Genomic DNA, 16306 nt, shown 5'->3' with positions numbered 1-16306 from the left:
AATTTTTTGTTTCCTGATTTGTTCAATGAATACTGTAGTTTAGGCACATAAATTAAAATTTAACAGATTGTATAATTCTCACAAACTTTTAAGAAAGTAATTGAAGAGTTTTTTCGTTTTGCCTATAATATATGTTTTTGTGCGATAAAAATTTCGGCTCTTTTGATTTTAAATAAGTATTAGTTTTCAATATAGTGTGAATTGGGGTTGATATCTCTTTTGAGGAAACTACCTTAGAGTTTTTCTACTTGTGTTTTATTGTATAGTGTATCTTGCTTGTTTTGAACAGAATTTTTATGACATTTGTCATATCTCCTAGTGACAGAAGCTTCTAGTGATTCTACCTTTAAAGAATTATACTAGATGTATCAAATGGAGGAAGAAAAAAATGAAACATAAAGTAATTGTCGCAACGAGTTTAGTAGCAGCAGGAGTCATGACTTATCTCATGTTCTCAGGATTGGATGAAGATTTCTATCATTTTCCTTGGGAGCTATTTGCAGGATTTGGAATGATGTCCTGGCTTATCCGAGAAGGTTTGAAATTAGTCTCAGATGTGAAAAAGGAGTTTGAAAAATGAAAAAAGCCTTTCTCTATCTTTTTATTGGACTATCACTAGTGGTATGGTTGGTAGAAATGTTTACAGGTTGGTTTGATCAAGACTTCCTTCACCAATTCATCCGTGGTGCCTGGGGACTAGGATTTATGATTTTTATCGCCTTTCCTATGGGAAAGGAGTGGCTGAAAGGAGAATATCATGAACATGATTAAGGTAGAAAGCCTAAATAAAAACATCAAGGGCAAGGCTATTTTGAAGGATATTTCCTTTGAGATAGCTGAAGGTGAATGCGTCGCCTTGATTGGGCCCAATGGTGCTGGGAAGACCACACTCTTGGACTGTCTGCTTGGAGATAAACTGGTCACAAGCGGTCAAGTATCCATCCAAGGCTTGTCAGTGACGAGTTCTCAGTTAGACTATATTAGAGGTTATCTGCCTCAAGAAAATGTCATCGTTCAGAAATTAAAGGTCAAAGAGTTGATTGCTTTCTTTCAAAGCACTTACCCAAATCCCTTGAGCAACCAGGAAATCGATCAACTATTGCAGTTTGACCAGCAACAGAAAGAGCAATTCGCAGAAAAATTGTCAGGCGGGCAAAAGCGTCTCTTCTCTTTTGTCTTGACCTTGATTGGGCGACCAAAGCTTGTCTTTTTAGATGAACCAACTGCTGCCATGGATACTTCAACTCGTCAACGCTTTTGGGAAATTGTTCGGGACCTAAAAGCTAAGGGAGTTACCATTCTCTATTCCTCCCATTATATCGAAGAGGTAGAGCATACAGCGGACCGAATCTTGGTCTTGAATAAGGGAGAGTTGATTCGCGATACAACACCTCTAGCTATGCGCAGTGAGGCGATTGAAAAGCACTTTATCCTTCCTCTAGCTTACAAGGAAGTCATTGAGCAGTCTAACTTGGTTGAAAACTGGTCACAAAAACAAGATGCTTTGCAAGTAGTTACACGTGAAGCGGATGCTTTTTGGCAACTGTTAGTTCAAGCAGGATGTAGGATTCAAGAAATTGAAGTCAATAATCGTAGCTTGTTGGATACAATCTTTGAAGAAACACAAAAGGGAGATGACTAAGATGAAACGATGGATAGCACTAAACAAGATAGAATTTCTATTGACCAAACGACAATTAGTCTATTATCTGTTATCCGTAGGGATGCCGACAGCCTTCTATTTATTCTTTTCAGGTATGTACCAGGACACACCAGGTGGACCGGCTAATTTTATGCGCGACTACCTCATCTCCATGACAGCCTTTTCCATGATGTCGACAGCTATGTTTTCATTTCCAGCTGTCTTACATACCGATAAAATCAACAACTGGCAGAAAACATTGCGCCATACCCCTGTAAATATGGTAGAATATTATCTATCAAAGATAACAAGTATGATGGTTGATTATCTGGTCTCAATCCTGGTTGTTTTCTCAGTTGGGCACTTGGTCAGAGGTGTGGATATGTCTCTTGGAAACTGGATTGGGGCTGCGTTCTTGCTGATAGTAGGAAGTGTAGCTTTTGTAGCGCTTGGCTTGACCTTGACACTCTTGCCTTCTAGTCAGCTGATGTCTGTCGTGGGCAATCTTCTCTATCTAGGCTTGGCTGTTTTAGGCGGACTTTGGATGCCCATCTCTTTATTTCCAGACTGGATGCAAGCAATCGGGAAGTGTCTACCAACTTATCAGTTGATGGAGTTGCTCAAGACCTTCTTAAACGAGGGTGGCATCAATTTATCAGCCACAGTTTATCTACTTGTTTTTTCAGCAGTTTTGTTTGGTTTGACCATTTACCTTCAAGATCATAAGGAGAATTCTTAATGCTTGAAAGACTGAAAAGCATAGACTATATGTATTGGGCCAGTTTGATTTTTATGGTTTTTCCCATCGTTCCTGTAGTGACTGGGGAGCTACCTAGCTGGCATTTGTTGATTGATATTCTATTTGTGGTGGCTTACTTAGGCGTTTTAACCACCAAGAGTCAGCGCTTATCCTGGCTCTGTTGGGTTATCATGCTAGCCTATGTAGCTGGGAATACCGCCTTTGTTGGTGTAAATTATATCTGGTTCTTCTTTTTCCTTGCCAATCTCTTAATTTATCATTTCGGCGTACGTAGTTTTAATTCTTTACATGTCCGGACTTTTCTTCTTGCTCAAGTCCTTGTTGTGGGCCAACTTTTGATTTTTCAGGAAGTTGAGTTTCTAGTCTATCTACTTGGAATTCTCACTTTTATCGATTTAATGACTTTTGGCTTGGTTCGGATTCGTATTGTGGAGGATTTGAAAGAAGCTCAGGCTAAGCAAAATGCCCAGATAAATCTATTGCTTGCTGAAAATGAACGTAGTCGTATCGGTCAGGATTTGCATGATAGCTTGGGACATACCTTTGCTATGCTTAGTGTTAAAACTGATCTAGCCTTGCAGTTATTTCAAATGCAGGCTTACCCACAGGTGGAAAAGGAATTAAGAGAAATACAGCAAATTAGCAAAGAATCAATGCGTGAAGTGCGAACCATTGTGGAAAATCTTAAGTCTAGAACTTTGACATCCGAACTAGAGACTGTGAAAAAGATGTTAGAAATTGCTGGAATTGAGGTGGAAATAGCTAATCAACTAGATACAGCTAGCCTTACTCAGGAATTGGAGTCAACGGCTTCCATGATTTTGCTTGAATTAGTGACCAATATCATCAAACATGCTAAAGCGTCTAAAGTCTACTTGAAATTAGAACGGACAGAGAAAGAACTCATTCTAACAGTGAGAGATGATGGCTGTGGCTTTACTTCTATAAAGGGGGATGACCTCCATACAGTTCGAGATCGTGTTCTTCCATTTTCGGGAGAAGTAAAGGTAATTAGCTGGAAAGAACCGACAGAAGTTCAGGTTCGACTACCTTATAAGGAGAGAATGTAGATGAAAGTATTAGTCGCAGAAGATCAAAGTATGCTACGAGATGCTATGTGTCAATTGATCACGCTTCAACCGGATGTAGAGTCTGTCTTTCAAGCCAAGAATGGGCAAGAAGCAATCCAACTATTAGAAAGGGAGTCTGTAGATATCGCCATCCTTGACGTAGAAATGCCTGTTAAGACAGGTCTTGAAGTCTTGGAGTGGATACGAGCAGAAAATCTAGAAACAAAGGTGGTTGTGGTGACGACCTTCAAGCGTCCTGGGTATTTTGAACGTGCGGTCAAGGCTGGAGTAGATGCTTATGTATTAAAAGAAAGAAACATTGCAGACCTCATGCAAACCTTGCACACTGTCCTCGAAGGGCGCAAGGAGTATTCTCCTGAATTGATGGAAGTGGTGATGACGCATCCCAATCCGTTGACAGAACAAGAAATCGCAGTTTTAAAGGGAATCGCTCAGGGTTTCTCTAACCAAGAAATTGCAGATCAACTTTATTTATCAAACGGAACAGTCCGAAACTATGTCACCAATATTCTTTCGAAACTAGATGCTGGTAATCGAACAGAGGCAGCTAATATCGCGAAAGAATCTGGTTGGTTGTGATGATATAATATTTTTTGAACATTATGTGCTAAAATTGATGGGATTGAATGGAACAATACTAACTTTAGGAGGGTGGGATTCCTCCTTTTTCTTTTTTTGGGGAGCACTAAAAAAGAGCTAAAATTAACAATAAAAAAGAAAAATATCTTGACAACCAAGGGAAAATTTTGTTACAATAATAGACGGTACTTTTTACTTTTGGTCTCTCAAGAGTGTACAGGGACGTGCTGACAAATGTTGCAAAAGTACACACAGATGATAGCTGTCACCAAGTGTATCGTCACCAAAAATAAAAAAACACAGGAGAATGTAGATGCCTACAATTAACCAATTGGTTCGCAAACCGCGTAAATCAAAAGTAGAAAAATCTAAATCACCAGCTTTGAACGTTGGTTACAACAGTCATAAAAAAGTTCAAACAAATGTTTCTTCACCACAAAAACGTGGTGTTGCAACTCGTGTTGGAACAATGACACCTAAAAAACCTAACTCAGCCCTTCGTAAATTCGCTCGTGTACGTTTGAGCAACCTTATCGAAGTTACTGCCTACATCCCAGGTATCGGACACAACTTGCAAGAGCACAGCGTGGTGCTTCTTCGTGGTGGACGTGTAAAAGACCTTCCAGGGGTACGTTACCATATCGTCCGTGGTGCACTTGATACTGCAGGTGTTAACGATCGTAAACAAGGCCGTTCTAAATACGGTACTAAACGTCCAAAAGCATAAGGAAAGGGGATAAAGAGAAATGAGTCGTAAAAATAGAGCTCCAAAACGTGACGTATTGCCAGATCCGCTTTACAATTCACAACTAGTTACTCGTCTTATCAACCGCGTTATGCTTGATGGTAAACGTGGTACAGCTGCTTCAATCGTTTACGGTGCCTTTGAGCAAATCAAAGAAGCTACTGGAAACGATGCACTTGAAGTATTTGAAACAGCTATGGAAAACATCATGCCTGTACTTGAAGTACGTGCACGTCGTGTTGGTGGTTCTAACTACCAAGTCCCAGTTGAAGTTCGTCCAGAACGTCGTACAACACTTGGACTTCGTTGGTTGGTAACAATCGCTCGCCTTCGTGGTGAACACACAATGCAAGACCGTCTTGCAAAAGAAATCTTGGACGCTGCTAACAACACTGGTGCAGCTGTTAAGAAACGTGAAGACACTCACCGTATGGCTGAAGCTAACCGTGCATTCGCACACTTCCGTTGGTAAAATCATGATGCTAGGAACGGTAAGGATGCAAGGTGAAAATAGGAAACTGACGCAGTATTCGACGAATACAAGGAAGTTTATCTTTTTCACACAGCATCCCGTTCCGGCTCAAATCGGCTAATTAACTTTAGCCCGAGTTCAATTCAACTTGTAAATCTACAAGTTGAAACCAACAATAGCATGAAAACATTGAGAACGGGTAGGTCCTGCCTATCCGTTTTTATTAAAATCGTGTTATAATAGAATAGAAATCAAAAATAAATAGGAGAAACAAACCTCATGGCACGCGAATTTTCACTTGAAAAAACTCGTAATATCGGTATCATGGCTCACGTCGATGCTGGTAAAACAACAACTACTGAGCGTATTCTTTACTACACTGGTAAAATCCACAAAATCGGTGAAACTCACGAAGGTGCGTCACAAATGGACTGGATGGAGCAAGAGCAAGAGCGTGGTATCACTATCACATCTGCTGCGACAACAGCTCAATGGAACAACCACCGCGTAAACATCATCGACACACCAGGACACGTGGACTTCACAATCGAAGTACAACGTTCTCTTCGTGTATTGGATGGTGCTGTTACCGTTCTTGACTCACAATCAGGTGTTGAGCCTCAAACTGAAACAGTTTGGCGTCAAGCAACTGAGTATGGAGTTCCACGTATCGTATTTGCCAACAAAATGGATAAAATCGGTGCTGACTTCCTTTACTCTGTAAGCACACTTCACGATCGTCTTCAAGCAAATGCACACCCAATCCAATTGCCAATCGGTTCTGAAGATGACTTCCGTGGTATCATCGACTTGATCAAGATGAAAGCTGAAATCTATACTAACGACCTTGGTACAGATATCCTTGAAGAAGACATCCCAGCTGAATACCTTGACCAAGCTCAAGAATACCGTGAAAAATTGATCGAAGCAGTTGCTGAAACTGACGAAGAATTGATGATGAAATACCTCGAAGGTGAAGAAATCACTAACGAAGAATTGAAAGCTGGTATCCGTAAAGCGACTATCAACGTTGAATTCTTCCCAGTATTGTGTGGTTCTGCCTTCAAGAACAAAGGTGTTCAATTGATGCTTGATGCGGTTATTGACTACCTTCCAAGCCCACTTGACATCCCAGCAATCAAGGGTATTAACCCAGATACAGACGAAGAAGAAACTCGTCCAGCATCTGACGAAGAGCCATTTGCAGCTCTTGCCTTCAAGATCATGACTGACCCATTTGTAGGTCGTTTGACATTCTTCCGTGTTTACTCTGGTGTTCTTCAATCAGGTTCATACGTATTGAACACTTCTAAAGGTAAACGTGAGCGTATCGGACGTATCCTTCAAATGCACGCCAACAGCCGTCAAGAAATTGACACTGTTTACTCAGGTGATATCGCTGCTGCCGTTGGTTTGAAAGATACTACAACTGGTGACTCATTGACAGATGAAAAAGCTAAAATCATCCTTGAGTCAATCAACGTTCCAGAACCAGTTATCCAATTGATGGTTGAGCCAAAATCTAAAGCTGACCAAGACAAGATGGGTATCGCCCTTCAAAAATTGGCTGAAGAAGATCCAACATTCCGCGTTGAAACAAACGTTGAAACTGGTGAAACAGTTATCTCTGGTATGGGTGAGCTTCACCTTGACGTCCTTGTTGACCGTATGCGTCGTGAGTTCAAAGTTGAAGCTAACGTAGGTGCTCCTCAAGTATCTTACCGTGAAACATTCCGCGCTTCTACTCAAGCACGTGGATTCTTCAAACGTCAGTCTGGTGGTAAAGGTCAATTTGGTGATGTATGGATTGAATTTACTCCAAACGAAGAAGGTAAAGGATTCGAATTCGAAAACGCAATCGTCGGTGGTGTGGTTCCTCGCGAATTTATCCCAGCGGTTGAAAAAGGTTTGGTAGAATCTATGGCTAACGGTGTACTTGCAGGTTACCCAATGGTTGACGTTAAAGCTAAGCTTTACGATGGTTCATACCACGATGTCGACTCATCTGAAACTGCCTTCAAGATCGCGGCTTCACTTGCCCTTAAAGAAGCTGCTAAATCAGCACAACCAGCTATCCTTGAACCAATGATGCTTGTAACAATCACTGTTCCAGAAGAAAACCTTGGTGATGTTATGGGTCACGTAACTGCTCGTCGTGGACGTGTAGATGGTATGGAAGCACATGGTAACAGCCAAATCGTTCGTGCTTACGTTCCACTTGCTGAAATGTTCGGTTACGCAACAGTTCTTCGTTCTGCATCTCAAGGACGTGGTACATTCATGATGGTATTTGACCACTACGAAGATGTACCTAAGTCAGTACAAGAAGAAATCATTAAGAAAAACAAAGGTGAAGACTAATCAGTCCTCACTCTAGAAGGAAGTCACTTAGTGGCTTCCTTTTGTCTTTAGAAAACACCTCTAAGTATGGTAAAATAGTAGGAGAATAATGTGAGGAAAATGAATGTCAAATAGTTTTGAAATTTTGATGAATCAACTGGGGATGCCTGCTGAAATGAGACAGGCTCCTGCTTTAGCGCAGGCCGATATTGAGCGAGTTGTGGTTCATAAAATTAGTAAGGTATGGGAATTTCATTTCGTATTTTCTAATATTTTACCGATTGAAATCTTTTTAGAAATAAAGAAAGGTTTGAGCGAAGAATTTTCTAAGACAGGCAATAAAGCTATTTTCGAAATCAAGGCTCTGTCTCAAGAATTTTCAAATCAACTCTTGCAGTCCTACTATAGAGAGGCTTTTTCTGAAGGGCCATGTGCTAGCCAAGGTTTTAAGTCCCTTTATCAGAATTTGCGAGTTCGTGCGGAGGGCAATCAGCTATTTATTGAAGGATCTGAGGCGATTGATAAGGAGCATTTTAAGAAAAATCACCTTCCTAATTTAGCGAAACAACTTGAAAAGTTTGGTTTTCCAGCTTTTAATTGTCAAGTAGAGAAGAATGATGTCCTGACACAAGAGCAGGAAGAGGCCTTTCATGCTGAAAATGAGCAGATTGTTCAAGCTGCTAACGAGGAAGCGCTCCGTGCTATGGAACAACTAGAACAGATGGCACCTCCTCCAGCGGAAGAGAAACCATCCTTTGATTTTCAAGCTAAAAAAGCTACACCTAAACCAAAGTTGGACAAGGTGGAGATTACTCCTATGATCGAAGTGACGACGGAGGAAAATCGTTTGGTCTTTGAAGGGGTTGTTTTTGATGTGGAGCAAAAAGTGACCAGAACAGGGCGTGTTTTGATCAACTTTAAAATGACGGACTACACTTCAAGTTTTTCGATGCAAAAGTGGGTTAAGAACGAGGAAGAGGCTCAGAAGTTTGATTTAATCAAGAAAAACTCTTGGCTCCGAGTTCGTGGGAATGTGGAGATGAATAACTTCACACGTGATTTGACTATGAACGTGCAGGATGTGCAGGAAGTTGTTCACTATGAGCGGAAGGATTTAATGCCAGAAGGAGAACGGCGGGTTGAGTTTCATGCTCATACTAACATGTCGACCATGGATGCTCTCCCAGAGGTTGAAGAAATAGTTGCGACAGCTGCTAAGTGGGGACACAAGGCTGTTGCCATCACGGACCACGGGAATGTCCAGTCCTTCCCACATGGCTATAAGGCGGCTAAGAAAGCGGGAATCCAGCTGATCTATGGTATGGAAGCCAATATCGTGGAGGACCGTGTCCCTATCGTCTACAACGAAGTGGAGATGGACTTGTCGGAAGCGACCTACGTGGTCTTTGACGTGGAAACGACGGGGCTTTCAGCTATCTATAATGATTTGATTCAGGTTGCGGCCTCTAAGATGTACAAGGGGAATGTTATTGCTGAATTTGATGAATTTATCAATCCTGGACATCCCTTGTCAGCTTTTACTACTGAGTTGACTGGAATTACAGATGACCATGTCAAAAATGCCAAACCACTGGAACAAGTTTTGCAAGAATTCCAAGAATTCTGCAAGGATACGGTCTTAGTTGCCCACAATGCTACCTTTGACGTTGGATTTATGAATGCCAACTATGAGCGTCATGGTCTGCCAAAGATTAGTCAGCCAGTTATTGATACGCTGGAGTTTGCTAGAAATCTCTATCCTGAGTATAAACGTCATGGTTTGGGGCCTTTGACCAAGCGTTTTGGTGTGGCTTTGGAACATCACCACATGGCCAATTACGATGCGGAAGCTACTGGTCGTCTGCTCTTTATTTTTATCAAAGAAGTAGCAGAAAAACATGGTGTGACCGATCTAGCTAGACTTAATATTGATTTGATTAGTCCAGATTCTTATAAAAAAGCTCGGATCAAGCATGCGACCATTTATGTCAAGAATCAAGTAGGGCTAAAAAATATCTTTAAGCTGGTTTCCTTGTCTAATACCAAGTACTTTGAAGGAGTGCCGCGGATTCCGAGAACGGTTCTAGATGCCCATAGGGAGGGGTTGATTTTAGGATCAGCTTGCTCTGAAGGTGAAGTTTTTGACGCGGTTGTTTCCCAAGGTGTAGATGCGGCGGTTGAGGTGGCCAAGTATTATGACTTTATTGAGATCATGCCACCAGCTATCTATGCGCCATTGATCGCCAAGGAGCAGGTCAAGGATATGGAAGAACTACAGACCATTATCAAAAGTTTGATAGAGGTCGGCGACCGTCTTGGCAAGCCCGTTTTGGCTACGGGAAATGTCCACTATATCGAACCAGAAGAAGAGATTTACCGTGAAATTATTGTCCGTAGTTTGGGGCAGGGGGCTATGATTAACCGGACCATCGGTCATGGTGAACATGCCCAACCAGCACCACTTCCAAAGGCTCATTTTCGAACGACCAATGAGATGTTGGATGAATTTGCCTTCTTGGGAGAGGAACTGGCTCGTAAACTGGTTATTGAAAACACCAATGCCTTGGCAGAAACCTTTGAGCCTGTTGAGGTTGTAAAAGGTGATTTGTACACACCTTTTATCGACAAGGCGGAAGAAACGGTTGCTGAGTTGACCTATAAGAAAGCTTTTGAGATTTATGGAAATCCGCTGCCAGATATCGTTGATTTGCGGATTGAAAAAGAACTAACCTCTATTCTGGGGAATGGATTTGCTGTGATTTATCTGGCCTCGCAGATGCTGGTTCAACGTTCCAATGAACGGGGCTACTTGGTTGGTTCTCGTGGGTCTGTCGGATCTAGTTTTGTTGCGACTATGATTGGGATTACGGAGGTCAATCCTCTCTCTCCTCACTATGTCTGTGGTCAGTGTCAGTACAGTGAGTTTATCACCGATGGTTCTTATGGTTCAGGATTTGATATGCCCAATAAGGACTGTCCTAAATGTGGTCATAAACTCAGCAAAAATGGGCAGGATATTCCGTTCGAGACCTTCCTTGGATTTGATGGGGATAAGGTTCCCGATATTGATTTGAACTTCTCGGGGGAAGATCAGCCTAGCGCCCACTTGGATGTGCGTGATATTTTTGGTGAGGAATATGCCTTTCGTGCGGGAACGGTTGGTACGGTGGCTGCTAAGACTGCCTATGGATTTGTCAAGGGCTATGAGCGAGATTATGGCAAGTTTTATCGTGATGCAGAGGTGGAACGTCTTGCCCAAGGTGCTGCTGGTGTCAAGCGGACAACAGGACAACACCCGGGAGGAATCGTTGTTATTCCTAACTACATGGATGTTTACGACTTTACGCCTGTCCAGTATCCAGCAGATGACGTGACGGCTGAATGGCAGACCACTCACTTTAACTTCCACGATATCGATGAGAACGTCCTCAAACTCGATGTGCTGGGACATGATGATCCGACCATGATTCGGAAACTACAGGACTTGTCTGGGATTGATCCTAATGAAATCCCTATGGATGACGAAGGTGTGATGGCCCTCTTTTCTGGGACGGATGTGTTAGGGGTAACACCTGAGCAAATCGGGACGCCTACGGGGATGTTGGGGATTCCAGAGTTTGGAACCAACTTTGTCCGAGGCATGGTCGATGAAACCCATCCGACAACTTTTGCGGAGTTGCTTCAGTTGTCAGGGTTGTCCCATGGTACCGACGTTTGGCTGGGCAATGCTCAAGATCTGATCAAGCAAGGAATTGCGGACCTATCAACCGTTATCGGTTGTCGAGACGACATCATGGTTTACCTCATGCATGCTGGTCTGGAACCTAAGATGGCCTTTACCATCATGGAACGGGTACGTAAGGGCTTGTGGCTCAAGATTTCCGAAGAGGAACGCAATGGCTACATTGAAGCCATGAAGGCTAATAAGGTGCCAGAGTGGTATATCGAGTCCTGTGGGAAAATTAAGTATATGTTCCCTAAGGCCCATGCGGCAGCCTACGTTATGATGGCCTTGCGTGTAGCTTACTTCAAGGTTCATCATCCCATTTATTACTACTGTGCTTATTTCTCAATCCGTGCTAAGGCTTTTGATATCAAGACCATGGGGGCGGGCTTGGAGGCTATCAAGCGCAGAATGGAAGAAATCTCTGAAAAACGGAAGAACAATGAAGCCTCTAATGTGGAGATCGATCTCTATACAACTCTTGAGATTGTCAATGAGATGTGGGAGCGTGGCTTCAAGTTTGGGAAGTTAGACCTCTACCGTAGTGATGCGACTGAATTCATCATTGACGGAGATACACTGATTCCACCATTTGTTGCTATGGATGGTCTAGGAGAGAACGTTGCTAAGCAGCTGGTGCGAGCGCGTGAAGAGGGAGAATTCCTCTCTAAAACAGAATTGCGCAAGCGTGGAGGGCTCTCATCAACCTTGGTTGAAAAGATGGATGAAATGGGAATTCTCGGAAATATGCCAGAGGATAACCAGTTGAGTTTGTTTGATGAGTTGTTTTAAGTGCTAGTAACGGAGGGCTTTTGATGAAACTAAGAATATTTGCAGAAGACAAACCAGCTCAAAAAGTTTTTGACTATCAGCTAGAGCTGGCAGATGAAATAATTCTTCTATCAACAGCACTCTTGTCAGGTGCCATTGCTTTAGCAGGATTATTCTCTGCTTTGAAAGAAAAATAAAAATAGAAAAGAGATAACAGAATGGTTTTACCAAATTTTAAAGAAAATCTAGAAAAATATGCGAAATTATTGGTTGCGAACGGAATCAATGTGCAACCTGGTCACACTTTGGCTCTCTCTATCGATGTGGAGCAACGCGAGTTGGCTCACTTAATCGTCAAAGAAGCTTATGCTTTGGGTGCGCACGAGGTTATTGTTCAGTGGACAGATGATGTGATTAACCGTGAGAAATTCCTCCATGCGCCGATGGAGCGTTTGGACAATGTGCCAGAATATAAGATTGCTGAGATGAACTATCTTTTGGAAAACAAGGCTAGCCGTCTTGGAGTTCGTTCATCTGATCCAGGTGCTTTGAACGGTGTGGATGCTGACAAGCTTTCAGCTTCTGCTAAAGCTATGGGACTTGCCATGAAGCCAATGCGAATCGCAACTCAATCTAACAAGGTTAGCTGGACGGTAGCAGCCGCTGCTGGACTTGAGTGGGCTAAGAAAGTCTTTCCAAATGCTGCGAACGATGAAGAAGCAGTCGATCTCCTTTGGGACCAAATCTTCAAAACTTGCCGTGTCTATGAAGAAGATCCTGTTAAGGCTTGGGAAGAGCATGCAACTATCCTCAAGAGCAAGGCCGATATGCTTAATAAAGAGCAATTTTCAGCCCTTCACTACACAGCGCCAGGGACCGATTTGACCCTTGGCTTGCCGAAGAATCACGTTTGGGAATCAGCTGGTGCTATCAATGCACAGGGCGAAGGATTCTTGCCAAATATGCCGACAGAGGAAGTCTTCACAGCGCCTGACTTCCGTCGTGCAGATGGTTATGTCACTTCTACAAAAACGCTTAGCTATAATGGAAATATCATCGAAGGAATTAAAGTAACCTTCAAGGATGGACAAATCGTGGATATTTCAGCTGAGAAGGGTGATCAGGTCATGAAAGACCTTGTCTTTGAAAATGCGGGTGCGCGTGCCTTGGGTGAATGTGCCTTGGTACCAGATCCAAGTCCAATTTCTCAGTCAGGCATTACCTTCTTCAACACCCTTTTTGATGAGAATGCTTCAAACCACTTGGCTATCGGTGCAGCCTATGCGACTAGCGTTGTTGGTGGAGCGGAGATGAGTGAAGAGGAGCTTGAAGCTGCGGGGCTTAACCGTTCAGATGTTCACGTAGACTTTATGATTGGTTCTGACCAAATGAATATCGATGGTATCCGTGAGGATGGGACACGTGTACCACTCTTCCGTAACGGAGATTGGGCAAATTAAGGAGATAATATGTTAGGAAGTATGTTCGTTGGTCTCCTAGTTGGATTTTTAGCAGGTACTCTGACCAATCGTGGAGAACGCATGGGATGTTTTGGAAAAATGTTTCTCGGATGGATTGGTGCCTTTATAGGCCATTTGCTTTTTGGGACTTGGGGACCGATAATAGCAGGAACTGCCATTATTCCGGCAGTACTAGGTTCCATGATTGTCTTAGCGATTTTCTGGAGACGAGGAAGTTAATTTCTTAAATCTGATACTCAATGAAAATCAAAGAGCAAACTAGGAAACTAGCCGCAGGTTGCTCAAAGCACTGCTTTGAGGTTGTAGATAGAACTGACGAAGTCAGCTCAAAACACTGTTTTGAGGTTGCAGATAGAACTGACGAAGTCAGTAACATATATACGGCAAGGCGACGTTGACGCGGTTTGAAGAGATTTTTGAAGAGTATGAAACGAAAAGGAGGTTGGTCATTGTACCAGCCTCCTTTTGAGTATGATATAATAGTTCTATGAGATTAGATAAATTTTTAGTTGCCTGCGCTGTGGGGAGTCGGACTGAGGTCAAAAACTTGCTCAAGTCTGGGCGCGTGATGGTAAATGGTAAAAAAGAAAAGTCAGCGAAACTGCAGATTGATGAAGAAAGAGATGAGATTCGCTTTGACGGGCAAGTGTTGGAGTATGAAGAGTTTGTCTACTACATGATGAACAAGCCCAAAGGAGTTATCTCAGCGACTGAGGATCCTAAGCACAGAACGGTTCTGGACTTGCTGGATGATATTGCTCGGAGCAAGGAAGTTTTCCCAGTAGGACGCTTGGATATTGACACGCATGGTCTTTTGCTCTTGACTAATGACGGCAAGCTTGCCCATGCTCTTCTTTCACCTAAGCGTCATGTTGACAAGACATATCTGTCTCAGGTCAAAGGAATTATGACCCAAGAAGATGTGGAGACATTTGCCGAGGGTATTTCTCTCAAAGACTTTAATTGTCAGCCCGCTAAACTGGAGATTGTGTCCGTAGACACAGAAAAAAATCAAAGCCAAATTCGTGTGACCATTGCAGAAGGGAAGTTTCATCAGGTCAAGCGTATGGTGGCCTACTGTGGCAAGGAAGTAGTAGACTTGCAACGTTTGACTATGGGAACGCTAGTATTGGATGAGAACTTAGAACGAGGGGAATGGCGTCGCTTGACCAAGGAGGAATTAGAAAATCTTCTTGCTAGTATTACTTAATTTGGTTTATATTCGAAAAAGGTGAGGAAGAATATCCTTGCCTTTTATGTTTTTCAGTTGCTTACTTTGTGAAAAGAGTTATAATAGACTGTAGAATAAAAGGAGGAATCTATGAACGCGATTCAAGAATCATTTACTGATAAATTATTTGCCAATTATGAAGCAAATGTCAAATACCAAGCGATTGAAAATGCAGCCAGCCACAATGGAATTTTTGCAGCCCTAGAACGTCGCCAAAGCCATGTAGACAATACACCTGTTTTCTCATTGGATTTGACTAAGGACAAGGTAACCAACCAGAAAGCGTCTGGTCGTTGCTGGATGTTTGCAGCTCTTAACACCTTCCGCCACAAACTCATTTCACAATATAAATTGGAAAATTTTGAGTTATCACAGGCCCACACCTTCTTCTGGGACAAGTATGAGAAATCAAACTGGTTCTTGGAGCAAGTCATTGCGACTGCAGACCAAGACTTGACCAGCCGTAAGGTTAAATTCCTACTCCAAACACCACAACAAGACGGAGGTCAGTGGGATATGGTGGTGTCTCTCTTTGAGAAATACGGTGTCGTTCCTAAGTCGGTTTACCCTGAATCTGTTTCATCTAGCAGTAGTCGTGAGCTAAATGCCATTCTCAACAAATTGCTTCGTCAAGATGCTCAAATCTTGCGTGACTTGCTCGCTTCTGGTGCAGACCAAGCGACTGTTCAAGCTAAGAAAGAAGACCTCTTGCAAGAAATCTTTAATTTTCTTGCTATGTCCCTAGGCCTTCCACCACGTAAATTTGACTTTGCTTATCGCGATAAGGATAACAACTACCAAAGCGAAAAGGGCATCACACCACAAGAGTTTTACAAGAAATATGTCAATCTTCCTCTAGAGGACTATGTTTCTGTTATCAATGCCCCAACTGCTGACAAGCCTTACGGCAAATCTTACACAGTTGAGATGTTGGGGAATGTGGTTGGTAGCCGTGCGGTTCGTTACATCAATGTACCGATGGAACGCTTGAAAGAATTAGCGATTGCCCAAATGCAAGCAGGTGAGACTGTTTGGTTTGGATCAGATGTCGGTCAACTCAGCAATCGTAAAGCTGGGATCCTTGCGACAGATGTTTATGACTTTGAATCAAGCATGGACATTAAACTCACTCAAGACAAGGCTGGACGTTTGGATTACAGTGAGAGCTTGATGACCCACGCCATGGTCTTGACAGGTGTGGATTTGGATGAAAATGGCAAGTCAACCAAGTGGAAGGTTGAAAACTCATGGGGAGACAAGGTTGGTACAGATGGTTACTTTGTTGCTTCAGATGCTTGGATGGACGAATACACTTATCAAATTGTTGTTCGTAAGGAATTACTAACAGCAGAAGAACTAGCTGCCTATGAAGCAGAACCAATCGTCCTTGCACCATGGGATCCAATGGGTGCCTTGGCCGAATAAAAGTATAGAAAAAAGGAATCAGATTTTAGAACCTGATTCCTTTTA

General features: G+C 42.6%; 15 protein-coding genes. All 15 read left to right on the top strand.

Going from position 1 to position 16306, the window contains the following annotated elements; all coding sequences use genetic code 11:
* Positions 1-388 precede the first annotated feature (388 nt).
* The gene (locus O3664_RS08160; RefSeq protein ID WP_084928051.1) at positions 389-580 is read left to right on the top strand and encodes a hypothetical protein; all 192 of its coding nucleotides are present in this window, start codon (positions 389-391) and stop codon (positions 578-580) included.
* Complete coding sequence (locus O3664_RS08155; RefSeq protein ID WP_084928052.1) at positions 577-771, top strand: hypothetical protein; 195 nt, start codon at positions 577-579, stop codon at positions 769-771. Before O3664_RS08160 ends, O3664_RS08155 begins: the two co-directional genes overlap by 4 nt.
* Entirely contained in the window at positions 758-1642 is an 885-nt protein-coding gene (locus O3664_RS08150) for an ABC transporter ATP-binding protein (RefSeq protein WP_371613880.1), read from the top strand. The genes O3664_RS08155 and O3664_RS08150 overlap by 14 nt, the downstream gene beginning before the upstream one ends.
* A gap of 1 nt (position 1643) precedes the next feature.
* Positions 1644-2381 carry an ABC transporter permease gene (locus O3664_RS08145; RefSeq protein WP_371613879.1) on the top strand — a complete coding sequence of 246 codons (738 nt, stop codon included), beginning with the start codon at positions 1644-1646 and terminating at the stop codon, positions 2379-2381.
* Positions 2381-3472 (top strand): sensor histidine kinase, encoded by a 1092-nt coding sequence (locus O3664_RS08140; protein ID WP_371613878.1) that lies wholly within the window; start codon positions 2381-2383, stop codon positions 3470-3472. Before O3664_RS08145 ends, O3664_RS08140 begins: the two co-directional genes overlap by 1 nt.
* Positions 3473-4072: a response regulator transcription factor gene (locus tag O3664_RS08135; protein WP_371613877.1), complete on the top strand. Its 600-nt coding sequence runs from the start codon at positions 3473-3475 to the stop codon at positions 4070-4072. It abuts the gene before it with no gap.
* 313 nt (positions 4073-4385) lie between these two features.
* Positions 4386-4799 (top strand): 30S ribosomal protein S12, encoded by a 414-nt coding sequence (gene rpsL / locus O3664_RS08130; protein ID WP_001142332.1) that lies wholly within the window; start codon positions 4386-4388, stop codon positions 4797-4799.
* A 19-nt stretch (positions 4800-4818) separates the two neighbouring features.
* Positions 4819-5289, top strand: a complete 471-nt coding sequence (gene rpsG, locus O3664_RS08125) for a 30S ribosomal protein S7 (protein WP_000087873.1) — start codon at positions 4819-4821, stop codon at positions 5287-5289.
* Positions 5290-5568: 279 nt separating this feature from the next.
* Positions 5569-7650, top strand: a complete 2082-nt coding sequence (gene fusA / locus O3664_RS08120) for an elongation factor G (RefSeq protein ID WP_000090348.1) — start codon at positions 5569-5571, stop codon at positions 7648-7650.
* Between the two features lie 103 nt (positions 7651-7753).
* Positions 7754-12145 (top strand): PolC-type DNA polymerase III, encoded by a 4392-nt coding sequence (locus tag O3664_RS08115; RefSeq protein ID WP_371613876.1) that lies wholly within the window; start codon positions 7754-7756, stop codon positions 12143-12145.
* A 23-nt stretch (positions 12146-12168) separates the two neighbouring features.
* Positions 12169-12321 carry a hypothetical protein gene (locus tag O3664_RS08110; protein WP_020903066.1) on the top strand — a complete coding sequence of 51 codons (153 nt, stop codon included), beginning with the start codon at positions 12169-12171 and terminating at the stop codon, positions 12319-12321.
* Positions 12322-12342: 21 nt separating this feature from the next.
* A complete protein-coding gene (locus O3664_RS08105; RefSeq protein WP_371613875.1) occupies positions 12343-13584 on the top strand; it encodes an aminopeptidase in 1242 nt (413 codons plus the stop codon).
* Positions 13585-13593: 9 nt separating this feature from the next.
* Entirely contained in the window at positions 13594-13824 is a 231-nt protein-coding gene (locus tag O3664_RS08100; protein ID WP_000901572.1) for a GlsB/YeaQ/YmgE family stress response membrane protein, read from the top strand.
* A gap of 268 nt (positions 13825-14092) precedes the next feature.
* Positions 14093-14815 (top strand): pseudouridine synthase, encoded by a 723-nt coding sequence (locus O3664_RS08095; protein ID WP_261050905.1) that lies wholly within the window; start codon positions 14093-14095, stop codon positions 14813-14815.
* Between the two features lie 111 nt (positions 14816-14926).
* Positions 14927-16261, top strand: a complete 1335-nt coding sequence (pepC, locus tag O3664_RS08090) for an aminopeptidase C (protein ID WP_049492743.1) — start codon at positions 14927-14929, stop codon at positions 16259-16261.
* Positions 16262-16306: the final 45 nt, after the last annotated feature.

The organism is Streptococcus sp. 27098_8_109 (assembly GCF_041432295.1).
Lineage (GTDB): Bacteria > Bacillota > Bacilli > Lactobacillales > Streptococcaceae > Streptococcus.
This window is presented reverse-complemented; position numbering and strand designations above follow the sequence as displayed.